This window comes from Desulfotomaculum defluvii (genome assembly GCF_054657375.1).
On sequence record NZ_BAAHYV010000008.1, the window covers coordinates 563,108 to 585,405 of the forward strand.

A 22,298-nucleotide genomic window follows, 5' to 3' on the forward strand; every position below is an offset into this window, starting at 1 on the left:
AAAGTAGAAAAGTAGACAATACCCTACAGGAGGAATTATTGTGCACATTGAGTTAGTAGACTCTTATTATTCTCAACCTTTAGCTAGAACATATTTGTGTGACTTTTCCCAGGTAAAACATTTTTTCGAATATGACCCAAAACAATGGCTGGAATATGAAAGAAGATGCAGGTATTTAGAAAAAAAGCCTAAGAAACATCTAACGGAGCTTGCTGGGATTTTAAAAGAATTCAACCTAGCATTGGGATGTGGAGAGAGTACTCTACATAATATTGATCTTCTAAAGCAAGGACAGGCCTTAACAATAGTTACTGGTCAGCAACCGGGAATACTAACTGGCCCCTTATATACCATCTATAAGGCAATGGGTGCCGTTGGATTGGCCCAAAAACTTTCTGTGGAACTTAAGCGACATGTTATCCCAGTGTTTTGGATTGGTGCTGATGATCATGATTATGAAGAAATTAATCATATCTATATTCCTACGTCAAAGGGTCCTAAAAAGATTGCCCTAGTGAAGGAAGCTCAAGGCAGGGTTTCAGTTGGAAATATGCCAGTACCTGATATTAATTTACTTGTTCAAGAACTTGAAGAGTTGTTACCGCCAATTGGGTGGAAAGCGGAGGGAATTAATTTTATACAACAAACAGCACATCAATCTACCAACCTAGCGGAATGGTTTGGCAAAATAATGACCTTTCTTTTTAAAGATTTTGGTTTAGTTTTTATAAACCCTGTGCTACCCAAGATTCGAAATATTAGTGCTGGCTTATTTAATGAAGCTGTTACCACGGCACCGGAAGTAAATCAGCAGCTTCAAAATGGTTGTCATCAAATCCTAGCTTGTGGCTATAGCCCCCAAGTACAGAGCGAAAAGAATAAACTACACCTATTCTTATATAACGAACATGGTTGTCGAGAAGCATTATTTTATCATGGAACCTCAATTACAAACAAAGAAAATACAAAGACCTGGACAAAGGACCAACTTGCATTGCTATGTTTAACGAATCCAGAGTTGTTCAGTCCTGATGTGGTTTTGCGTCCAATAGTTCAAGAAGATCTTTTACCAGTGTTGGCTTATGTGGCAGGTCCTGGAGAAATCAATTACTTGGCCTTATTCAAGGAAGTTTTTCGCCATTTTCATATGAAAATGCCGATCATTTTTCCCCGTCCCAATATTACTCTAATAGAGCCCCTCATGGAGAAATTAATAAAAAAATATAATATTCCCTTAGAATATTTAAGCATTAGTTTAGAAAACTTTTTGGAAAATCATCTTCGAAAAACTGATGAGCTAGGAATTGACAAGATTTTTGATAACTTTAGATCCTTACTAAAGCAAAAACATGGGGAAATTCTCAGAGAGCTGCTGACGTTAGATCCTAATCTTAAGGGATATGGAAAAGACAATTTAGGTCGTTTACTAAAGAGAGTTAATTCCTTTCAGGAAAAGGCAATGCAATATCACAGAAAAAATAATCAAATTGCAATTCAACAAATACAGAAAATCCAGCATATGACATATCCTATGGGCCAATGGCAGGAGAGAACCTATAACATATTTCCCTATGCTATGAAATATGGGCTACAGATGATTAAGTCAATATATAATTTACTTGATATAATGGATACGAGACATAAAATTATATTTTTGGATTAGGAAGCTATTAGCTTCAGCTGGAAAATGAAATGAAGTTTTTATCATAAGTTGAAGGCTAATGGCATTTTAGGGGAGACAGTAATGTTAGCAGTAAGTTTCTTTTTTATATTAACCGGTGGAATTATAATTATAGTTAGCACAGTTGGATTTTTCCTGAATTTTTTATCCAAGGATTATGCACAGGGAAAAAAATGGGGCCTACCCTTTTGTGGAGGGTTCCTTAGTCTTTTACTTGGTATGTTAATGGCAATGTCTTAACTACAAATAATAAGTGCCTAGAGGAGCTCTAGGCACTTATTTCATTTATAATGTTTTTCCAAGTGGCAGGCTCTACATAGCGATATCTGTAACCGTCTAAATAATAATCTTTGCCATACAAGGCCTTCTTAGTTAAAATTGTTGGACCTTGATGACTGATAACCCGATAAAGTTTCAACATCATGTTAGGGGGAATATCACTATTAACCTCAGTGGTAAAAATCCATAGGAGCTGGGGAACCTTTTTTATACCATTTGGTGAGATGATGGTAGAGGCCATAGCCCTTAACACATCCTGGTCGTCTTTGCGGCGCTCGGTTCGAGTATCTTCAAAGGCACAAAGCACTGTAGTGTCTCGACCATTTACATTAAAGGTCCCAATCAGCTGACTTGCCTGTTCCACAACCTGTTGGTCAAAGGCAATAAATCCATTAATTTTAATCCCTAAAGCATTCTCTAACCGTTTTCTTAACCCATCTCGCCCCTCTTGATTCCATACCAGACCAATGGTGGATTGTTCATTTCCTGTCCCCTGCAGGGAAGCAAATATAGGAAGACTAAGAATGTTTATATTACCATTATTAGAATCAAAGGTCATCAAGGTTAAGGCCTTAAGTCTTTGTCTCTCTGTCCAAATACACAAGATATGAGAGGTATGCTGTTTATCATAGGCAGCTTCCAGTGACCTAGCGGGGATAAATACGATTGCAAAGATAACTAAAAGGCTAAAGGAAACTATATGTAACTTTGAAAGTTTAGCTGGCGATAGAAGATAGGAGTTTTTCATAGGCCTTATTATGTTAAAATATAACAGTTTATATTCTTTTAGGAATTAGTTTATTTCACTTGTTCATTTACCCTTTTTAAACCAAGTGGTTAAGAAAATTAAACTAAAGAAATCCAATAGTACTAATTGTAAAATAATAAATACAGGGTTGTCCCTGTACTTATTTGTTTTTGTCTTCGTTTTTTTCGGGTGTTTGAAAAAAGTTATTACGAAGAATTTTACCGCTGGTAGCTCTGTAATTAATACCAGCAAAACCTTTTTCCATAGGCTTTTCGTTATTCATTTTATCCCCTCCTTGTATAGTTATTTTGTACCTAAGAAATAAAAATAGTCTATTTAAATTTTTACAATAACACATGACTTGGGATATTCACCAGACAAGTTTATTTAAAAGTTCATTGGTAACCATTGATATATTTTGTTACAATAAAATAATAGCTGTATAGCTTGTTTAGATTAGATAATAATTTGCTTTATTTATTGGGAGGGAAATATGTCCAGAAACATCGGTATAATTGATCTGGGAACCAATTCAATTAGGCTTATTCTTATGAAAATTGACAATAGCTGTTCCTATAAATTATTGGATGAAATAAAAGAGACCCCAAGAATAGGGGAAAATATGGGTCCTGAAAGGATTATCAAGGGACCTGCAATGGAAAAGGCTATCCAGACAATTCGATTGTTTCAAAGGTTTTGTCGAGCTAACCAGGTGGATAGTATTTATGGGGTAGCAACTGCTGCTATTAGAAACGCAGTAAATGGTAATGAAGTTCTTGAAACCATTATGAGGGAAACGGGTGTATCCTTTAGAATTCTATCAGAGCAGGAAGAGACCCATTATGTGTACTTGGGTGTTGTTAATAGTCTTGAATTTAATGATGCTCTAATTGTGGACATCGGGGGAGGTAGTACTGAATTAATTTTCTGCCGGGATCGGAGACTGGTCCACTGGACCAGTATTGCATGGGGTGCTGTAAACCTTACTGAAACCTATCTTTCAACACCTGTACCGTCTCCTGATCAAATTTTAAACCTAGAAAAGCAACTTAAAGAACAATTAACAGCAGTGCCCTGGTTAGATTCTGCCAGGGGTTTGGAAGTTATTGGTGTAGGGGGAACTTTCCGTAATTTGGGCCGGATGGATCGTAAACGAACCCGTTACAGCCTAAACCTAATACACAACTATAGGATTCATTCAGAGCGTGTTAAGGAATTATACCAACAACTACAAAGCATTCCCGTTGAAGAACGAAAAAGAATTCCGGGCTTGTCCAAGGAAAGGGCTGACATTATTGTCGGTGGCATGTCCATAATTTCTAAATTAATAGAGCACATGGGAGCACCCGGGGTAAGAATTAGCGGATCGGGTCTAAGGGAAGGTGTTTTCTATGATTACCTGTTCCGGGAGTGGCCAGAACCAATTGTAGAAAATGTAACAGAGCATAGTGTGCAAAATTTCATGGATTTATTTCAAGTTAGAAGATCCCATGCTGAGCATGTGGCAAAATTATCCTTATCACTGTTTGATCAACTGAAACCTTTACATGGGTATGGTTTGTGGGAGAGAAAAATTTTACGGATAGCAGCCTTGCTTCATGATGTGGGAAATATTGTTAGCTATTATAATCATCATAAACATACTATGTATGCCCTTCTAAACACGAGAATTAATGGTCTTTCCCACCGGGAGTTGGTTTTAGTAGCATTGATTGCTGCTTGTCATGGAAGAATAGATCTTAAATTTAAACTACAACAGCATTCCGATGTACTTTTCCCCCAAGATGGCAACCTTGTCCGGAGATTAGGGGTACTGGTTCGGATGGCAGAAAACCTTGATAGGTCAGAAGCTGGTGTCATTGACGATGTATTATGCACCATCAAGGAGAAAGAAGTACACATAGAATGTGTCACCAGGGAAAATCCAGATCTGGAAATCCGTGAACTTTATAAGAAAGTGACTAACTTTAATAAGGTTTTTGGCAAAAAGTTTAAATTTCCGAAGCAAGATAATTAGTCCTTATCATAACAAAATTACAAAAGTAAATATAGAAGAAAAGGATATACAAAGGGACTCTTATGAATATGATTATCATAATAGGAGGCAAGTATCGAAGACACCACTGATACTGAAGAACCACCAGTACAATGACAAGAGTGGTTCGGGAAAATAGAGAGGAGTGTGTGCCTCTAGATGTGGTTGGTTGCCGGGTTATTCCTGAGTCTAATGTTATGTCTTAAAACAGTACTGACGGAAGGTGAGAAAAGTTAATTGGATTTTTAAAATTGCGGAATTCCGCAATTTTTATTTTTAAATCAGTCTTCGGCTAGTAGATCCTGATGTAATAAAGTAGAATAATCTTATATTGAGTATAAGGAATGGTTATTATGAAATTTAAAGTTGCCAGCTTTAATATTAATTCTATCCGGAGTCGTAAGGAACTTTTATTAGATTGGTTACAAGCCAATAAACCAGATGTTGTTTGTCTGCAGGAAACCAAGGTTAGAGATATTGATTTTCCTGAGGAATTTTTCCTAGAAAAGGGTTTTCAAGTGATATTTAAAGGACAAAAATCTTATAATGGTGTAGCAATAATCAGTCCCCACCCAATAATAGCTTTGGAAAGTGAATTAGGGGATATTGCTGAACCAGGCGAAGCCAGATTGTTGGCAGCTTTAGTTAAAGGCATCCCAATAATTAATACCTATATACCTCAAGGACAAGCACCAAACAGTCCCAAATTTGCTTATAAAATTGCCTGGATTAGGGCTATGAGAGATTATTTTAACAAAAATTTTTCCCCTGACAGACCTCTTCTTTGGTTGGGTGATTTTAATGTTGCCCCTGAACCAAGGGATGTGCATGATCCTAAGAGGTTGTATGGTAAAGTTGGTTTTCATCCAGAAGAGCATTTGGCTTTACAATATGTGAAGGAGTGGGGGTTACTGGATGTATTCCGCATGTATGAACAAGAGACAGATTATTTTACCTTTTGGGATTATAGAATACCCAAAGGGGTAGAGAGGAATCTAGGCTGGCGTATCGATCATATTTGGGCCACGGAACCCATGGCAAAACAGTCTACTGGGGCTTGGATTGATAAGGAACCCAGACAAAGGGAAAAGCCCTCTGACCATACTTTTATTATTGCGGAATTTGAATTGCCGGATGATGCAAATAGATAAGTTTTTATGTTGACTTTTTTTATGGCTTTAGCTATAATTACATTTGTCGACAGGGCAAGTAGTTCTGTTTGAAAACGTAATAATCGGGGCGTAGCTCAGTTTGGGAGAGCGCTACCTTGGGGTGGTAGAGGTCGCAGGTTCAACTCCTGTCGCTCCGACCAGTGGAATAACCCCACAAAACACCTGAAGCCTTATAAAGCAAGGCATCAGGTGTTTTTGCTTTTTATAGAGAAGATAATCAAATTTTAGGTTCTACGTGGGGCGATTTAAGCCAAAGCAAATTCTACTGCAGAAACAGCATGGATTGTTGTAGTATCAAATACAGGTATCCTTACGTCTTCCTGTTTTATTAGTAGAGGTATTTCGGTACACCCCAAAATAACCCCTTCTGCACCTTGGGAGCTTAAATTTTCTATGATTTTAATAAATCTCTCTTTGGATTGTTGATAGATTAATCCCTTACACAGTTCCTGATATATAACATTATGAACAATTTCTCTCTCATACTCCTCTGGAATAATAACCTCGATATTATGTCTATCTTTAAGTACTTGTCTATAAAAGTCACCTTCCATGGTAAATTTTGTTCCAAGTAATCCAATCTTTTTTATGCCTTTAGCCACAACCTTTTCACCAGTTACATCGGCAATATGCAAAACCTTTATATCAGCTTTGTTTTCTATATCGTCAGCCATGAGGTGCATAGTGTTCGTGCCGATAACTATAAAATCTGCACCACCTTTTTTTAGCTTTTGTGCTATATTAACCAAGACATTGGTTAACTCTTTCCATTTGTTCTGGTGTTGTAAGACTTCAATTTCAGCAAAATCTACTGAATACAGTAAGCATTTTGCTGAATGTAGCCCGCCAAGCTTGGCTTTGACAGTTTGATTTATGATTCTATAGTACTCAAGTGACGATTCCCAACTCATTCCTCCGATTATGCCAATAGTTTTCATAATAACTCTCCCCTAGTCTTTAGTTTTTAGATATATTCAAGGGAAGGGCAGAAAATCCTTTTTAAGAAGTGCTGCTGTTAGCTTTAATGGTAAACCGGTACAAGGCACTTGTTGTAGGGGTGATAGGTCAACTCCTGTTACTCTGATCAATAAAAAACAAGGCCCTTCAGTAATCGAAAGCCTTGTTTTGAGAAAAAAAGTAACCGAGTCCTAGAGCACAATATTCAAGCCTGCCCTGGACTAATTACTAAATCACTTGTTTTTTCTTAAATTCTTCAAGTTCCTCATGGGTGTAGCCTACAGCTGACAAAACTTCTTCATTATGCTCACCTAGCTTTGGAAAGGTAAGCTTAACTTCCCCCGGAGACTCAGATAATTTGATTGGAACACCTGTTAGAACTATATCCTTGCCATCCGAATTATCACTAGTTAGTTTTAAAATCATCTCCCGTGCTGCTACTTGAGGATGTCTGCACATCTCATCAAGGGTGAGCACAGGTGTCAGACAAATGTCACTGGTAGCAAAGAAATCAACCCACTCATCCCGAGTTTTTTCTAACATGATCCCTCGTATATCTTCTTGCATCTCTAATTGTCGCTCAGGTATCAATTGAGTTTCAATATATTCTTTTCTATTAATTTTTTGACAAAATTGGACCCAAAATTTTTCCTCTATTGCTGCTAAACTTATATATTTCTGATCTTTGGTTTGATAAATATTATAACAGGCATAGCCTCCAGTTAGCAGGTCATTACCCCTTTCTGGCAATTTTTCCGAACCGGACCATTCCCCCAAGGTATAGGACAGAAGACTGATAGAGCCATCTAGCATGGCTATATCACAAAGTTGCCCCTTACCAGTCCTAGCCCGGTGGATTAATGCGAGTAGAATGGCACTCACAGCGTATAAGGTGCCACCTGCAATATCAGCAATCTGAACCCCGGACATTGCTGGCTGCCCCTGATAAGTGCCAGTTAGCTCAGTAACGCCAGCTAAGCTAAGGTAGTTAAGGTCATGTCCTGCAACATCGCGAAGGGGCCCACTGATGCCGTACCCAGTGATGGCACAATAAATAATTTTTGGATTTATCTCCTTAAGCTTTTCGTAGTCTAATCCTAATTTTGACATTACTCCAGGACGAAACTGATCTATAACTACATCGCAGGTAGTTACCAGTTGCTTAAAAATGGTTTTACCTTCTTCTTTTTTTAGATCCAGCGTGATACTCTTTTTATTTCGATTAACAGTATAAAAACGAGCACTTTCTCCATTAATTAATGGTGGGAGCCAACGACCCAAGTCTCCCCCCTTGGGGTCTTCGACTTTAATAACTTCCGCTCCGAAGTCAGCTAATATCTGAGTGCAGAATGGTCCAGGAAGATATCTCGATAAATCTAATACTTTTACTCCTTCTAATGGTAGTGTCATAAGATCACCCTCCTATACGGGATAATAGGTTTATTTAGACTCGTTATTCTAATTTATGCATAAAAAGTTTACCGAAGCACGTTATTATTTAAAATATTCAAAAAATACTTTTTAGAATGTATCTAGAATACATGACGCTAATTGGCCAAATGACAGTAAATTTAAGCTTTTGCTTTTTAGTATTATGGAGTAGCAGATTTGTTTGCCTATTTATAGAACATATAAAGAGCTCTAGTTGTTTAGAGCTCTTTTATATTTACTAACATGTTTATCAAACAATTGCATATTTATCAAGGGAACAAAGATACCCAAATACCCAGGGAGATGCTTGTGATTTGAAAAAGATTACTATTTGTTCCCTATGTTTTATAATCCTTATGGCTTTCATAATCTGGATTCAATACCCAGTTGAAGCTCAATTTCAACCGGCCCCAAATAGCCGGGAGAGCGTTCAACCTGAAAAGAGTACGGTAAAGTATAGGTCCAATTTGACCTATGCCCCCAGTATGGACAATTCCGTAAAGGGTCTTACCGCTAAAGGTGCTATTTTAGTCAATTATGATACCGGACAAGTAATATATGGTAAGCATGAACAGGAACCTTTTCATCCTGCATCCATCACAAAACTAATGACCCTTTATATTGTGCTGGAAAAGATAAACCAGGGACTACTTCAGTGGCAAGACCCTGTGCAGATCACTGAAAAAGTTGAAGGGGTTAATGAGGCCCAGGTATTTTTGAAAAAGGGTGAAATCCTAAGCCTACGGGAGCTGGTAAAAGCTACGTTGGTTGCCTCTGCCAATGATGCTGCTGTGGCCCTGGCAGAAAAAGTAGCGGGGAGTGAAGAAGCCTTTGTTAAGCTGATGAATCAAAAGGCAATGGAATTAGGTCTTGAAAATAGTCATTTTATCAATGTCTCCGGTTTACCTGGAGTAAATAATTCCAGCCACTATATGTCTTGTTACGATATTGCCCTATTAGCAAAAATAATATTAGAAAAATACCCAGAGATATTAGAGATTTCTAAATTAACGAATACCACAATTCGCAACGGAGCTTTTTCTATTAAGAATACCAATAATCTGTTAACACTTTTTACAGGAACTGATGGTTTAAAAACTGGGTATACTGACATGGCCCGTTGGTGTTTGGTGGCTACAGCTCAAAGGGATGGTCAGCGTTTTATCAGTGTTGTTCTAGGAGCACCTACCAAGGATAAAAGAAGTGCCGATACAGTGACGTTATTGAGTTATGGCTTTCAGTACTACCAAAGGGTAAAGGCCATTTATATTAATGGCGTGCAAGGTAAATTTAATCAAGCTCCCCTAGCCGTTGATGGAACCGTTTTAGCACCGATTAATAGCTTGGCGGCTACTATGGATTTACAGGTAACGCACAATGAAGAAAAAATCATAATTAATGGCCAGGGTACAGAAGTTGAACTTCAGGTAGGATCCAGTAAGGCCATTCTGAACAAGCAGACAGTGGAATTACCACAACCAGTACAAAGGGTAAAAGGAAATATTATGGTGCCTCTTAGGTTTTTAACACAGTCCTTTAAAGGAGAAATACAATGGGATAAGATAAATAAAATTATCTATATTAACAGGTGAACAAAGTAAAAAACAACAAGGGCAAAGCCCTTGTTGTTTTTTAAAAAAGCCTTATATGATTTAGGGAGTAGTGTCTAAAAATACCTTTACCAATAACGACTGTCACAAAACTAGCCTATTGCAGTAGGTTTAATTCTTTGCAAGTATCTAAAACGATTTCTACACTAACATTATTTTACAATAAATGCAAATAACAACCCATTGCGTAGGAACAAATGTTTGGTATAATTAAGTAAAGACCAAATAAATGTTCGGCGGTGGCTATGTCTAGAGTTATACTTTTATGCGATATGAATAGTTTCTATGCCTCGGTTCACCAGGCCATGGATTCCAAGCTTAGGGGGAAACCAGTTATTGTCGGGGGAGATCCTGCCCAAAGAAGGGGAATTGTTCTAGCAGCCAGTTATGAGGCTAAGAAATACGGTATTAAAACAGGGATGATTATAAGTGAAGCTAGGGCTCTGTGCCCCCAGGCTATTTTTGTTTCACCATCCCATAGGGACTATGCAGCCTTTTCCAGTTGGATTAATAATATTTTACGGGAATACAGCGACCTAGTGGAACCTTTTTCCATCGATGAAAGTTTTGTGGATATTACTGGGTGTTTGAAAAACTTAGGGACGCCCCAAGAGATAGCCCAAGAGATTCAAGCCAGGATTAACCAGGAAGTAGGTGTGGGCGTAAATATTGGTATTGGTTCTTCTAAATTGGTGGCCAAGATGGCCTCGGAATTGGAAAAACCAAATAAGATTATCTCCCTTTCACCCAGTGATTGGCCCAGCAGGGTATGGCCGTTACCCGTAAAGGAGTTGTTTGGCGTGGGCTCTAGAATAGGGAAATGGTTAAATCAAATTGGTATTAAAACCATTGGGGATTTGGCAACCATGCCGGTTGAGTTATTAAGAAAGCGATATGGATTAGTGGGGGAAGTTCTCCATTGCTCCGCCCAGGGTATTGACTCCAGCCCAGTAGATCCAGGTTCCATGGATGTAGTTAAAAGTGTGGGTAATCAGATAACCCTGCCAAGGGATTATCGTGGCTTAGAGCAAGTTAAGGTTGTTGTTCTGGAGTTAGCAGAGGAAGTGGCCCAGCGAGCTCGTAAAGCAGGACTGATAGGAAGGAGAGTTAGCCTAACTATAAAGGACCCGAATTTTTTTACTGAATCTCATTCCAAGGTTTTATCTTATTATACAGATATCACCCAGGAACTTTATGAAATGGCTGTGTTTTTATTAGAACAATACTGGGGTAACAAAGAAGTGAGAGCTAGATTAGTAGGCTTAACTCTCTCAGAGTTAATACCCAAACAGGAGAAACAATTGGCGATCTTTTCAGGGCAGGAGAAACAGGAACGGATTGATAGAGCTACAGATTTAATTAAGTCTAGATGGGGGCGACAAAGCATTCAACGGGCTGTTTCACTGACAGAATGTGGGGTATATGATGGACGATAAAGTTAAGAATTACTATAAGAACAACTTTTTATTCACCGGACATAGAATGGTTTTACCCGGAGCTGGTGAAAAGTTTAAGCACTCCTGCCAGCACTGCAAATACTTTGTTACTGTGGTGGGTCATCAGGAGACCAAAAAGGTGTGTTTGGCCGGAGTTAAAGCTTATCAGAGGGGACATAAAAGGGTGCCTGACAGTATTGAAATTGTAGAACTCATGTTGTTACTGGGAAAAGAAACTCTGCAGGAGTTGTTGGGCAAAGGGAAGGAGCATCTTATAGCCTGCGGCACCTTTGAGCAAAAAATATAAAACCCGATGATTCGGGTTTTATATTTTACCAAATGGTAGAAATAACAGAATAGAGCGCGGTACTTAAAACCAGCATGGAAACACCATGCTGAAATTTAGCTTGAGGTACCAAGGGGAAAATGAGGTAACCTAAATGACCACCTAGGAGGGCAAAGGGTACCAGTGAGATAGCTGTCAGAGCAACGCTTTTATCAATGGCTCCTAGGCAGAATAATAATATTAAACTGCTCATATAAACTAATACAAAATAGGCTGCAGTGGTGGCACGAAAACGATCTTTAGGCAGTTTTTGATTGCTTAGGAAGAGAATAATGGGGGGCCCAGGCATACCAATACTTCCAGTAAGGAAACCTGAAAGGGAACCAACTGTGCTTTCCCATATTTTACCTTTGACGTTTTTAAGAGTAATGCCACTAATTAAAATCAAGCTAAAAATGGCTGTTACAATGCTAATGGACAGTTTTAATAAATGCATATCAAAATATAAAAAGATATAAACACCCAAGGGGATTCCCAGTAGACTGCCTAGGAAAAGATTTTTAACCACTGGAACCATAATAACCTGGCGCACTTTAAAGGTTAGGAAAGAAAGAGATACGATAGAGATCATGATATTAATTCCCACTGCAGTGTGGGGTTCGTATACTAAAAGTAGTAGGGGTACTGAAATAAGGGCAAAACCAAAACCAGTAATACCCTGCAAAGTAGCGGCCAACAAAATGATTAGGGCTGATGCTAACCAGATAGTTAAGTCACCAGGCATTAGGGTCATCTCCTTGATGTAAAAATTACGTAGAAATATATTAAATCAACATGTTTTTTATATTAACAAGTTATCTAACAATAAAATAGAAGGCTATGGTCCAAGGGCCATGGGCTAAAGATCCCTAGCCAAAACATACACAAAGAAGCTCAAGGCTCATGGACCTAAACTTATAAAGCTGAGAGCTGAAGGCAAAGATATTTTAACCAATAAATTCAAATCGGTCCTTTAATTGACCATTTCTTTCAACTTTCTCTGTAAACATCTCCAAAGGTCTTACCCAAAGGCTGTTATCCCTTTCGCAACGATAGACAACCATCGGTTCCTCGGTTTCAGAATGTTTTGCCAGGTAAAGCACTTCATAATAATTTCCCTTAAAGTGTTTGTATCTCCCAGGCCTGATCATTTTCCACCTCCGGGTTAATGTATAATATAGGCTTCTGCATGGAAATTGGTTATTCCTGTTTTTGAACAAATTAAAATGTCTGGCAATTTTGAGGTATAATGTAAATAAAAACGTTAATTAAGGATGTGAGCCATGAAGCAAATACAATTAAAATATAACTTGGATGATAAGCTCCCCTTGTGGGAATTAATTTTGTACGGGCTACAATGGTTAGCTATTACGGTACCTACCATTATTATTATTGGTCAGGTTGTAGCGGGACTTCATTTTTCTAATCTAGGCCAACAGGTAATCTACATCCAGAAGTTATTTTTTCTTACGGGGTTAAGTCTTTGTCTGCAAATTCTTTGGGGACACCGATTACCAGTTGTTATTGGTCCTGCAACGGTCCTGCTGGTAAGTATCGTTGCAAGTCAGGGGAAAAGCCTAAACACAATCTATTCCGCAGTTTTGGTAGGTGGTGTTTTCTTAATATTATTAAGTAGTACTGGACTCTTTGCTAGAATAAAAAGTTTGTTCACCTCCCGAGTAATTGCCGTTATACTTCTGCTAATAGCTTTTACTCTAATACCAACCATCATGAAATTGATTATGCCAACAAATTCTCCAATTACCCCATTAACTAATTTTTCCTTCGCAATGGTTTTTACCTTTTTTATGTTTACTGTGGCTAGGTTTCTTAAGGGTTTTTGGAAATCCACTTTTCTTATCTGGGCAATTATTACGGGCAGTATTTTTTACTGGTTGACATTTGGCTACATCCAGTCAAATCCCCGGGAAAGTCTTTCGTTGATTGGTAATTTTTTTTATGACATGAATTTTTCCCTAGCTTGGGATACTGGGGTCATTATTGCCTTTATAATTAGTTTTTTAGCATTGGTTATTAATGATCTTGGCTCCATTCAGGCGGTAGGGTCTTTATTAAAAACCGATGATATGTCAAAAAGAGTCAATCGGGGGGTAACATTTACGGGCTTTGCAAATGTTTTTGCAGGTTTTCTAGGGGTTATCGGACTTGTTAATTTTTCATTTAGCCCAGGCGTTATACTTTCAACTGGCTGTGCCTCTAGATACACTCTTTTGCCTGCAGGTATAGGTTTAGTGTTGTTGTCATTTCTACCTACCTCTGTTGCCTTTATTGGGGCTATACCTTCAGTAGTTATCGGTAGTGTTATGATTTATATCATGTGTTCACAAATATCAGCGGGTTTATTGGTTAGTTTTAATACCATGGCTGAATTCAAATTTGACGATGGAATTATTTTAGGGTTGCCCTTGATGTTGGGAGTAATAGTTTCTTTTTTTCCTGCGGAGACAATCAATACTTTTCCAGTTACCATTAGGCCAATAATAGGTAATGGTTTTGTGGTAGGTGTAATTGCTGTTTTTATTATGGAACATATAATTTATCGGGTGAAACAGGAACCTAAGTAACATAAGAAATTTGTATACGGTTGTTTTTTTCTGTTTAAATCTGTATTATTAATAACAATGGACAAAATAGGTATGGGTCTGTTATGCAAAGGAGGAACCATTTGTGAGTAACGAACCGAACATTAAAGTTATTGAACCTACTGGTGGTAGTATTGGAACAATTAAACCTCGCAAGGCCAAGCCAACAATTGGGATTATTCTAGAAAACCCTGAATTTGAAATTCTGTATAATACAATTAACCCTAATAACAGGATAGCACCTGCCCATACAGGAAAATTTGAATACCGTTGGGTTTATTCTGGAGAGGAAGATGCTTATCTATTATATGTTGCCTATACGGATGGTATTGGATTTGCAATTAAATTTCAAAGGAATAAAGCCGGCCAAATTTTAGAGAAACTACAAGAGCTTAACACAAAATCACCAATGTTTGGTATTATCCTTCGTTTTAAAGAACATCATAGCCCTGACATATTTGATGATTCTATCACTATGATTGGTTTAGAGTTTGATAAAGATCCTACAGCAACTTGGCCCAAATAGAGTAAAAAAGTGAACCGAGAAAAATTATTCCCGGTTCACTTTTAATTTTATCTGCGGGTCTCCTCAATAAACAAGTTATTTAGGCGAGTTTTCGAAATAATATGGTAGACTCCTTCTTGGACTTCAATTTGCCTTACCACACCACTCTTAAAAGCTTGAAACTCCAGAACTTCCTTGTTCTGTTGTTCTAAAGTATTTACCATTTCATTTATTTTTTCTTTAAGTTGTTTAAATTGTAGATTATCGGCTAAAGATTCTTCCAATTCTAGGGTAAGTAATACTGTGGTGGACATTAACTTACTAACCTCATCGTCTCCAATATAAATGAATGTATTTAGGTCTGTAAGTTCTTGACCACGATTTTTTACCTGGATAGTACCCTTTTCCTCCAGTTTTTGCAAAGCATCAATTAGAATAGTAGGCAGCAGTAGCCCCATCTCATCAGCAATTTCTGCTACACTTTTTACACAAATACCATCTACGGATTTATCACGGATAAAGTTTCCGACCCTTGTCAGCAATCCTTTAGATATTCTACGAGGTTTACAACCACAAGCGTTTTTTTCAGTCATAGAAAATTACCTCCTAATAAAAGCTATCTTACTTATTAAACCAAACAAACTTTCCTCTGTAAATATATGTTTAGATAGTGCCAAACCTTGGGTTATATATTTTATTTCACCTAATCAGTATAAAGGTACTAATAAATATGGTGAAAGGAAAAGTAAGTACAATGTAATAATACCGTAATAAATGATTTTAAAAAGTATATTATAATTACTATGACGTTAATTATAAGTAAGGGGAGGATTAATAATGACCCATCAATTACCGAATTTACCTTATGATTATAATGCCCTGGAACCCCATTATGATGAGCAAACTGTAAGACTACACCATGACGCTCACCACAAGGCCTATGTTGATGGCCTAAATAATGCTGAGGCTAAACTAGTCGAGGCTCGGGAAAAGGGTGACTTTGCCCTGATAAAACATTGGGAACGTGAACTTGCCTTTCATGGTTCTGGTCATATCCTACATACCCTGTTTTGGGAGAATATGACTCCCAATGGAGGTGGGCCTGCTACGGGTTTAGTAAGCGAAGAAATTAATAAGTTCTTTGGTAGCTTCGAAATCTTTAAAAAACAGTTTTCAGCTGCGGCAGTTGCTGTAGAAGGGTCTGGTTGGACCCTGTTATGCTATAACCCAATATTTAATAAGCTTGAAATTCTAACAGCTGAAAAGCACCAAAACTTAACTCAATGGGGTGTCATCCCCCTGCTGGCTCTGGATCTTTGGGAGCATGCTTATTACTTGAAATATCAAAACAAACGGGCAGCCTTTGTAGAAGCATGGTGGAACTTAATAAATTGGGAAGATGTTAATCAGCGATTAAATTCCTGCCTAGGTTAATTTTATAACAAAATGCGGTAGATTTTTTCTACTGCATTTTATTTTATTTAGATATCACAAGCATGACGCCATAGCTTCAAGGCATTAGCATACTAGTGCCCTAGGCTATGGCGTCAATAAATTCAATGAACAGTTATATTAGAGGGAGGGCTGTAACACTTATGTTATTTCTAAGCCATAGAGACTGAATAACTTCTCTAACCGCAGCTTGACTTCCACTGGTGTAAAATTGTTCACTGCCAAGAAAACCATCAGTTATTGTTAGATTATGTTCATTTAGTACCCTATTTACTTGTCTAGCAACTGCCTGTCCTGTGTCAATAATAGATATCCCGGGGCCTGCCAGGCGTTCTATCATGGGACGTAAAAAGGGGTAATGGGTGCAACCTAATACGATAGTATCGGCTCCCTGATCTAACACTGGTTGGAGAAAACTGCGTAATTTTTGTTCTGTTTCTGGTGCAGCTAGTTTCCCACATTCAATTAATTCTACCAATCCCGGGCAGGGTTGAGTGATAACCTCGGTATTTTCAGCATAGCGCTTAACCAGAGTAGCAAAACGATCACCAGCAATGGTTACACAGGTGGCCAGAACACCAATTTTACCATTGCGTGTTGCAGCTACTGCTGGCTTAACACCTGGTTCCATACCAATTACAGGAACATTCAATAACCCACGCAAATCTTCCAAACCTGTTGAGGTAGCAGTATTACAGGCAACCACAATTATTTTAGCTCCTTGAGAAACTAAAAACTGGCCAATTTTCTTTTCGCGCTGTTGAATGATTTTGGGGTCTTTGTCCCCGTAAGGGCAGTAAGCAGAATCTGCATAATAGAGTATGTCCTCCAGAGGAAGAAGCTTGCGGATATCCCTGGCCACTGATAATCCACCTACACCTGAGTCAAATATACCTATGGGGGCCCGCTGAGACAAAGAAATCACCTCTAGAATTATTGGTAAATGCTGTAATTAATTATACCCCTCTCATCTTATAGAAGCAAGGTTAGTTTCTGGTTTACATAAAAAACAAACTATAAATAACGGCAATATTTATAATCAACCAAAATATTATAACAAAAAGTAATATAAAATCAAAAGGGAAGTATATAAAGTTTGGCGAAGGGCTAATAATGTTTAGAAAAAGGGGAGGGGGAAAGACCTTGGCCGAGCCAAGATTAACACAAATGACGAAAGCTGCAGGGTGAGCAGCCAAGGTGGGGCCAGAGGTGCTGGCTCAAGTTTTACGATATCTGCCAAGCAAAACTGATCCAAACTTGTTGGTTGGACTGGATACTTCCGATGATGCAGCTGTTTATCGGCTAAATAGCGAATTGGCCACCATTCAAACCGTGGATTTTTTTACTCCCATGGTTGATGACCCGTATTTGTTTGGTCAGATTGCAGCTGCCAATGCCCTAAGTGATATCTATGCCATGGGTGGAACACCATTATTGGCACTCAATATAGTATGTTTTCCTTCCTGTTTAGCCCCGGAGATACTGGGAGAAATATTACGGGGAGGTGCCGACAAGGTTTCTGAGGCAGGTGCAATTATTGCCGGCGGGCACAGTGTTCAGGATGATGAGCCCAAATATGGTCTGGCTGTTACCGGATTGGTTCACCCGGAGAAAGTTTTTAGTAATGGTTCAGCCCAGGCAGGAGACCTTTTAATTCTAACTAAACCTTTGGGTACAGGGATTATTAATACAGCTATAAAAGCTGATATGGTATCAAAAGAAATATATGACCGGGCTGTTAATACAATGGTCACCCTAAATAAAGATGCTGCCGCCGCCATGGTAGGGATTGGGGCTTCCGCTTGTACAGATATAACTGGTTTTGGCTTTCTTGGACATGCAGCAGAAATGGCTAAAGCCAGTGGCTTAAGTTTAACCGTATTTGCTGAGGAAGTACCTATCTTACCTGGAGTAAAGGAATTGGCAAGAATGGGTATTATACCTGGGGGTGCCTATCAAAATAGGAAGCACCTGGGTGAATCGATCTTTATTGAGGAAAGTGTAGCTCGGGAAGAAGTGGACATTCTTTTTGATCCACAAACATCGGGGGGGTTATTAATCGCGGTACAACCTAAGCAAGCAAACAGACTCTTAAAGGAACTGCACCTGCGAGGGGTTTTAGATGCCCGAGTAGTTGGGGAACTTAAAGCACTTACAAAGCACTTGATAAGCATCGTTAGGAGAGGATACAGTGATAAGGGAAATTAATAACCGAGGTTTGGCTTGCCCGCAGCCTGTAATTAATACCAAAAGAGCTCTAGAGGAAATTGACCAGGGTACGGTTGTTTCCATTGTTGATAATGAAATAGCCTTTGAAAATGTAAAAAGATTTGCTGAAAATGCAGGGTATGAAATAAATACAAAAGAAAAGAATGGGGAGTATTATATTACCATTATCAAGGGTGAAGGAACTGGGCCAGTTGAAGTGGTATCCACATCCTGTGAAACAACATCAGTGGTATATCTTATTACCAGTAATACCTTTGGCAACGGGGCAGAGGATCTGGGTGAAACCCTAATGATTAGCTTCTTTAACAGCCTGTTGGAAAAAAATCCACCGAGAATGATAATGCTGGTTAATTCCGGAGTAAGACTGGCCATCCAACAATCACGGGTACTAGAGCAGTTTAGCAAGCTTGTGGCTAAGGGGACAGAAGTTATCGCCTGTGGTACCTGTTTAGATTACTATAAGTTAAAGGATCAGTTAGCCGTGGGACGTACTACCAATATGTTAGAAATACTAGAGAATATGACTGGCGGAGATAAGGTCATAACAATATAGCTATTAGCTGTTAGCCATTAGCCATTACAAAGTAACAAACTAAAGCTAAAGGCTAACAGCTAATTTCCAGCTTAACTAACAGTTAAAGTGGAGCTGGGGATAGCATCTGCCTGTGGTGCAAATTCACAGACCAAGCTCAGGCCTGCTTTTAAGGGCATTTTTAGACGAAACTTTTTCATAGAACGTTTATCAAGGACTGTGTTTGGTATATAGACGGCACCGGACAGGTTTTGAATACTAGTGGGGACACTTTCTTTATCCACCTTATAAGTAAATTTACATACCTGAGTGTCCTTGGTGGGGGTTACCGAAATTATTTTTAAATGGACAACATCCAATGGTTTATAGGTGGTGGCTGGAACCACAGATTTAATTGTCCTTATTTTCCTTTCGTAAATGGTGAGAGCTGCGTCCAGGAGGGCCTTATAGCCAACATTATATTCTATAATGACAGGGTAACCATTAATAGTAGCTAATGCAGTTCTTTGCATATGTCTTGCCATTGGAATCATTATTTCAGTACGAAGTAATTCATTGAAGATGGTAAAAAGATCATGACTATGTTCGGGTTTTAATTGGCTCTCAGGTGATGCCTGAAGCAGGTTGATGATCTCTTGAAAGTCAGCAAATTTTTTTGTTTTTTTCGCAAGCCCAGAAAGGATAAAATTGCCCTGTTCATCCATGATATTAGACATGGCGCAACATATTTTATGATGCCAATAACCTATCGGGTTTCCAGCAAAGAAGTCCGGTAAGTGAACAATATAGATACCATGAGCATTTGCATATTCCCAAGCCTGATATGAGAATTCACCGGATACAAAGATGCCACCAACGTAATTAACCGTAAGGGTTTCCCTAATTTTTTTCCCCCCATAAATACGATGAAATAGATCTCCTCGGTTGTTATCTAATAGGTCACGGATAAGTTCACGTCGTGAGGGTAATGTTTGTTCAAGGTCCAACAATGTTCCTTTTAAATTTCTAACTAATTGCATGTCAAAAATATTATTTGGCGTCACTGGTCCGCGGGCTGACACTAAAAGAACTGTATTTAAGCAGAATGGGCTATTATTCAAATCTATTCCAATAACCCCAACCTCATGCTGAGTTCCTCTCCCACCTAATCTTCTCCTTGGGACACCAGCAATATAACCATTATTTCGCAAGATATAAGCTACTAAGTATTCAAATAACTTATCCCCAGGAATATTAAGAGACAATGGTAACCTCCTCCATAATTAATACTTTGGTCTACATTAAGTATGACCAAAAAGGAAATGTTTATGAGTAGTTCCAGCTATTGTAAATAAAAGACATAAATAATTTTAGAGAAGATAGTCCATATTATTATCACCGGACTGGTTGTACAACCAGAGGCATTGACCTCAGTCCGTTAAAGGAAACCCTCCTTAATTTGGAGGGTTTCTGGATTTTTATGTTTATATATTTTTTTTGTCAATGTACTGCATATAAAGATCCACAGCTTTTAACGGATCGAGGTTTGTTTGGTATAAAGAAATTTTCATGAGAGGATTACCTATCAAGCGAATAGCTCGGTCGAGACCCTTGTTATCAAATTTGTTCCAGAAGCGACGAAAACGAGCTTGCCTCTCAATAATCTTACTTATTTCTTTCATTTGTCTTTGAAAATTGTGATTCAAGGCAATGGAACGGGCTGCCTCTACGCCACTTATAATACTGGAAAAAATGCCTTGGCCTAGCCAACTGGTAACAAAACCTCCACTGTTTCCTACAAACAAGGTATTACCAACTCGCTGAGGATAAACAAAGCTAGTATTGTAAGGTATATCCCAAAGTAACATGATTTCAGGATTAAGTTGTTCTTGATCAAGAAAGTTTTGCCAAAAAGTAGGTAGCTCATCTTGGCTGGTATTAGAAACATTTAATAGTAAGGTGGCTCTTTCAGGCCCCATGGGTGCCATGTAGGCATAACCACTCTTGGTATATTCTCGATTAAACCAGAATCTTATTTCTTCGGGGTTGAAATGGCCTAAAATAGTAGCTCCCCTGATCCAAGAATTGTAGGTACTTTGCCATGTTTCTAAATTTTTTGCGTATTCTCCATCACCAGTTGCCACAACGACATAATTGTATTGTTTAATCAGATCTTCCGGTTTAACTGGACTTGTAAATTGAATGGGACTTTTTAATTGATTTGCCATTTGGGATTCAATGGAGTATATTTCTTGCCCTCGTAATAGACTATATCCCAGATGTCCTCCAATGGTAAATGCTGAACTTGGTCCTTGAACTCTCATAGAATGGATCTCGCTGACTGTTTTTAGATCTATGCCATATTTTTTTTTCAGAACATCTAAGGGTTTTTTAATAGGGCGAAAAATAAAATCCAGTAATAGGGGTGAGTAAGAAAAAGGGCTACCAATACGATGCTTTTTTTCAAAGATTTGAGGTCGGATACCACGTTTTTCGAGTTCAATGGCACAGGCTAGTCCAGCTATACCTGCACCTATAATAGCTACTTTCATATTGTCCTCCTATTGTTGGCATTATCTAGATATTCTTTGCCGAAGGTATAATAATATGTCTAAAAATAAACAATGCTAAAGAGACAAACGGAATATGGGGTGACTGATTTTGCCGAGACTTACTCAACAAGAAATTCAAAATAATGTTTTTAAACAAGCCTATGATAGAGAGGTATTCCGTCTAGCAAAATATGATTTTTTAGTTAATACTGTTAAAGATAAGCGACTTAAAAAACTATTTAAGATATTTAGTAAGACAGCCAGTAGTCATATCGCAGAGCTTAAACAGGAAATGCAAAAATTAGATATAAAGTAAGGAGGCACCAATGGATAGCCTTGAATTTTTAAATGACGCCCTAGAAGACAAAATTAATAATCAAACATTTTATAATGAGGCAGCAGTAATAGTACGAAACCCATCGGCCAGACAGTTATTTTTAAGGCTGAGAGATGAAGAAATGAAACACATTGAAATACTGCAGAAGGAAATAGTGGCAATTGATAATAAACCCTTTACTGTAACTAAGATATTAGCAAAATTGAAGAACAGCTAGATTAACTCATTTTATTTTAGATTTTAGCTATTATCTAAGTGGGAAACTAATAAAAACCATAAGGCTGTAGAAAACCCTACAGCGATTGTCAGAAGTGTAAAAAGCCAAAGTTCCATTTGCTTTCCCCTTTCAGTTATGTATTAATTCCCCTGGCCTGCTCCCAATATGCGTAATACTTGGGAGAATTAGTTGTAACACATAAATACTTTTTCCGTAAT

23 protein-coding genes and 1 tRNA gene are annotated in these 22,298 nt (G+C 38.2%); 14 read left to right on the forward strand and 10 right to left on the reverse strand.

What is annotated here, in order from left to right:
• Positions 1-40: 40 nt before the first annotated feature.
• Complete coding sequence (gene bshC / locus ACYQ03_RS18200) at positions 41-1,663, forward strand: bacillithiol biosynthesis cysteine-adding enzyme BshC (protein ID WP_459911382.1); 1,623 nt, start codon at positions 41-43, stop codon at positions 1,661-1,663.
• A gap of 286 nt (positions 1,664-1,949) precedes the next feature.
• Here the strand turns inward: bshC and ACYQ03_RS18205 are convergent, their stop codons facing one another.
• Entirely contained in the window at positions 1,950-2,708 is a 759-nt protein-coding gene (locus ACYQ03_RS18205) for an LCP family protein (protein ID WP_459911383.1), read from the reverse strand.
• Positions 2,709-2,868: 160 nt separating this feature from the next.
• Entirely contained in the window at positions 2,869-2,991 is a 123-nt protein-coding gene (locus ACYQ03_RS18210; protein ID WP_459911384.1) for a hypothetical protein, read from the reverse strand.
• Between the two features lie 210 nt (positions 2,992-3,201).
• Here ACYQ03_RS18210 and ACYQ03_RS18215 point away from each other — a divergent pair, with 210 nt between their 5' ends.
• From ACYQ03_RS18215 to ACYQ03_RS18225, 3 genes are all read left to right on the forward strand, one after another.
• On the forward strand, positions 3,202-4,725 hold the full coding sequence (locus ACYQ03_RS18215; protein ID WP_459911385.1) for a Ppx/GppA phosphatase family protein: 1,524 nt from the start codon (positions 3,202-3,204) through the stop codon (positions 4,723-4,725).
• 371 nt (positions 4,726-5,096) lie between these two features.
• The gene (gene xth, locus ACYQ03_RS18220) at positions 5,097-5,894 is read left to right on the forward strand and encodes an exodeoxyribonuclease III (RefSeq protein ID WP_459911386.1); all 798 of its coding nucleotides are present in this window, start codon (positions 5,097-5,099) and stop codon (positions 5,892-5,894) included.
• Positions 5,895-5,978: 84 nt separating this feature from the next.
• Positions 5,979-6,055 (forward strand) — tRNA-Pro (locus ACYQ03_RS18225).
• 105 nt (positions 6,056-6,160) lie between these two features.
• Here the strand turns inward: ACYQ03_RS18225 and ACYQ03_RS18230 are convergent.
• Positions 6,161-6,853, reverse strand: a complete 693-nt coding sequence (locus ACYQ03_RS18230) for an aspartate/glutamate racemase family protein (RefSeq protein WP_459911387.1) — start codon at positions 6,851-6,853, stop codon at positions 6,161-6,163.
• Between the two features lie 247 nt (positions 6,854-7,100).
• Positions 7,101-8,282 carry a CaiB/BaiF CoA transferase family protein gene (locus ACYQ03_RS18235; protein ID WP_459911388.1) on the reverse strand — a complete coding sequence of 394 codons (1,182 nt, stop codon included), beginning with the start codon at positions 8,280-8,282 and terminating at the stop codon, positions 7,101-7,103.
• A gap of 335 nt (positions 8,283-8,617) precedes the next feature.
• Here ACYQ03_RS18235 and ACYQ03_RS18240 point away from each other — a divergent pair, with 335 nt between their 5' ends.
• The 3 genes from ACYQ03_RS18240 (at position 8,618) to ACYQ03_RS18250 (ending at position 11,656) form a co-directional block, all read left to right on the forward strand.
• Positions 8,618-9,895 (forward strand): stalk domain-containing protein, encoded by a 1,278-nt coding sequence (locus tag ACYQ03_RS18240; protein WP_459911389.1) that lies wholly within the window; start codon positions 8,618-8,620, stop codon positions 9,893-9,895.
• A 263-nt stretch (positions 9,896-10,158) separates the two neighbouring features.
• A complete protein-coding gene (gene dinB / locus ACYQ03_RS18245; RefSeq protein ID WP_459911390.1) occupies positions 10,159-11,349 on the forward strand; it encodes a DNA polymerase IV in 1,191 nt (396 codons plus the stop codon).
• Complete coding sequence (locus ACYQ03_RS18250) at positions 11,336-11,656, forward strand: hypothetical protein (RefSeq protein ID WP_459911391.1); 321 nt, start codon at positions 11,336-11,338, stop codon at positions 11,654-11,656. Before dinB ends, ACYQ03_RS18250 begins: the two co-directional genes overlap by 14 nt.
• A 25-nt stretch (positions 11,657-11,681) precedes the next feature.
• Here ACYQ03_RS18250 and ACYQ03_RS18255 read toward each other — a convergent pair whose 3' ends face one another.
• On the reverse strand, positions 11,682-12,419 hold the full coding sequence (locus tag ACYQ03_RS18255; RefSeq protein WP_459911392.1) for a sulfite exporter TauE/SafE family protein: 738 nt from the start codon (positions 12,417-12,419) through the stop codon (positions 11,682-11,684).
• 202 nt (positions 12,420-12,621) lie between these two features.
• Positions 12,622-12,825: a DUF1653 domain-containing protein gene (locus tag ACYQ03_RS18260; protein WP_459911393.1), complete on the reverse strand. Its 204-nt coding sequence runs from the start codon at positions 12,823-12,825 to the stop codon at positions 12,622-12,624.
• A gap of 132 nt (positions 12,826-12,957) precedes the next feature.
• On the opposite strand from ACYQ03_RS18260, the gene ACYQ03_RS18265 reads away from it, so the two are divergent.
• Positions 12,958-14,259, forward strand: a complete 1,302-nt coding sequence (locus ACYQ03_RS18265; protein WP_459911394.1) for a uracil-xanthine permease family protein — start codon at positions 12,958-12,960, stop codon at positions 14,257-14,259.
• A gap of 103 nt (positions 14,260-14,362) precedes the next feature.
• Entirely contained in the window at positions 14,363-14,803 is a 441-nt protein-coding gene (locus ACYQ03_RS18270) for a hypothetical protein (protein ID WP_459911395.1), read from the forward strand.
• A 47-nt stretch (positions 14,804-14,850) separates the two neighbouring features.
• On the opposite strand, the gene ACYQ03_RS18275 is transcribed toward ACYQ03_RS18270, so the two are convergent.
• Positions 14,851-15,375 (reverse strand): hypothetical protein, encoded by a 525-nt coding sequence (locus tag ACYQ03_RS18275; RefSeq protein ID WP_459911396.1) that lies wholly within the window; start codon positions 15,373-15,375, stop codon positions 14,851-14,853.
• A 244-nt stretch (positions 15,376-15,619) separates the two neighbouring features.
• On the opposite strand from ACYQ03_RS18275, the gene ACYQ03_RS18280 reads away from it, so the two are divergent.
• Complete coding sequence (locus ACYQ03_RS18280) at positions 15,620-16,216, forward strand: superoxide dismutase (protein ID WP_459911397.1); 597 nt, start codon at positions 15,620-15,622, stop codon at positions 16,214-16,216.
• Positions 16,217-16,349: 133 nt separating this feature from the next.
• On the opposite strand, the gene murI is transcribed toward ACYQ03_RS18280, so the two are convergent.
• Entirely contained in the window at positions 16,350-17,150 is an 801-nt protein-coding gene (gene murI, locus ACYQ03_RS18285) for a glutamate racemase (RefSeq protein WP_459911398.1), read from the reverse strand.
• Between the two features lie 251 nt (positions 17,151-17,401).
• On the opposite strand from murI, the gene selD reads away from it, so the two are divergent.
• Both selD and yedF read left to right on the forward strand, forming a co-directional pair.
• Positions 17,402-18,442, forward strand: coding sequence for a selenide, water dikinase SelD (gene selD, locus ACYQ03_RS18290; protein WP_459911432.1), 1,041 nt, complete (start codon positions 17,402-17,404; stop codon positions 18,440-18,442).
• Positions 18,426-19,016, forward strand: coding sequence for a sulfurtransferase-like selenium metabolism protein YedF (gene yedF, locus ACYQ03_RS18295; protein ID WP_459911399.1), 591 nt, complete (start codon positions 18,426-18,428; stop codon positions 19,014-19,016). The genes selD and yedF overlap by 17 nt, the downstream gene beginning before the upstream one ends.
• 71 nt (positions 19,017-19,087) lie before the next feature.
• Here yedF and ACYQ03_RS18300 read toward each other — a convergent pair whose 3' ends face one another.
• Together ACYQ03_RS18300 and ACYQ03_RS18305 are read right to left on the reverse strand one after the other, a co-directional pair.
• Complete coding sequence (locus ACYQ03_RS18300) at positions 19,088-20,239, reverse strand: hypothetical protein (RefSeq protein ID WP_459911400.1); 1,152 nt, start codon at positions 20,237-20,239, stop codon at positions 19,088-19,090.
• A 219-nt stretch (positions 20,240-20,458) separates the two neighbouring features.
• Positions 20,459-21,526, reverse strand: coding sequence for an NAD(P)/FAD-dependent oxidoreductase (locus ACYQ03_RS18305; RefSeq protein WP_459911401.1), 1,068 nt, complete (start codon positions 21,524-21,526; stop codon positions 20,459-20,461).
• Positions 21,527-21,635: 109 nt separating this feature from the next.
• On the opposite strand from ACYQ03_RS18305, the gene ACYQ03_RS18310 reads away from it, so the two are divergent.
• Together ACYQ03_RS18310 and ACYQ03_RS18315 are read left to right on the forward strand one after the other, a co-directional pair.
• Positions 21,636-21,842: a hypothetical protein gene (locus tag ACYQ03_RS18310; RefSeq protein ID WP_459911402.1), complete on the forward strand. Its 207-nt coding sequence runs from the start codon at positions 21,636-21,638 to the stop codon at positions 21,840-21,842.
• 10 nt (positions 21,843-21,852) lie between these two features.
• Complete coding sequence (locus ACYQ03_RS18315) at positions 21,853-22,080, forward strand: hypothetical protein (protein ID WP_459911403.1); 228 nt, start codon at positions 21,853-21,855, stop codon at positions 22,078-22,080.
• Positions 22,081-22,298: the final 218 nt, after the last annotated feature.

Bases quoted from the DNA above. Each gene is read 5' to 3' on its own strand.
- ACYQ03_RS18205 (WP_459911383.1), bottom strand. From the start codon at position 2,708: ATGAAAAACTCCTATCTTCTATCGCCAGCTAAACTTTCAAAGTTACAT.
- ACYQ03_RS18210 (WP_459911384.1), bottom strand. From the start codon at position 2,991: ATGAATAACGAAAAGCCTATGGAAAAAGGTTTTGCTGGTATTAATTAC.
- ACYQ03_RS18215 (WP_459911385.1), top strand. From the start codon at position 3,202: ATGTCCAGAAACATCGGTATAATTGATCTGGGAACCAATTCAATTAGG.
- xth (WP_459911386.1), top strand. From the start codon at position 5,097: ATGAAATTTAAAGTTGCCAGCTTTAATATTAATTCTATCCGGAGTCGT.
- ACYQ03_RS18230 (WP_459911387.1), bottom strand. From the start codon at position 6,853: ATGAAAACTATTGGCATAATCGGAGGAATGAGTTGGGAATCGTCACTT.
- ACYQ03_RS18235 (WP_459911388.1), bottom strand. From the start codon at position 8,282: ATGACACTACCATTAGAAGGAGTAAAAGTATTAGATTTATCGAGATAT.
- dinB (WP_459911390.1), top strand. From the start codon at position 10,159: ATGTCTAGAGTTATACTTTTATGCGATATGAATAGTTTCTATGCCTCG.
- ACYQ03_RS18250 (WP_459911391.1), top strand. From the start codon at position 11,336: ATGATGGACGATAAAGTTAAGAATTACTATAAGAACAACTTTTTATTC.
- ACYQ03_RS18255 (WP_459911392.1), bottom strand. From the start codon at position 12,419: ATGCCTGGTGACTTAACTATCTGGTTAGCATCAGCCCTAATCATTTTG.
- ACYQ03_RS18260 (WP_459911393.1), bottom strand. From the start codon at position 12,825: ATGATCAGGCCTGGGAGATACAAACACTTTAAGGGAAATTATTATGAA.
- ACYQ03_RS18265 (WP_459911394.1), top strand. From the start codon at position 12,958: ATGAAGCAAATACAATTAAAATATAACTTGGATGATAAGCTCCCCTTG.
- ACYQ03_RS18275 (WP_459911396.1), bottom strand. From the start codon at position 15,375: ATGACTGAAAAAAACGCTTGTGGTTGTAAACCTCGTAGAATATCTAAA.
- ACYQ03_RS18280 (WP_459911397.1), top strand. From the start codon at position 15,620: ATGACCCATCAATTACCGAATTTACCTTATGATTATAATGCCCTGGAA.
- ACYQ03_RS18305 (WP_459911401.1), bottom strand. From the start codon at position 21,526: ATGAAAGTAGCTATTATAGGTGCAGGTATAGCTGGACTAGCCTGTGCC.
- ACYQ03_RS18315 (WP_459911403.1), top strand. From the start codon at position 21,853: ATGGATAGCCTTGAATTTTTAAATGACGCCCTAGAAGACAAAATTAAT.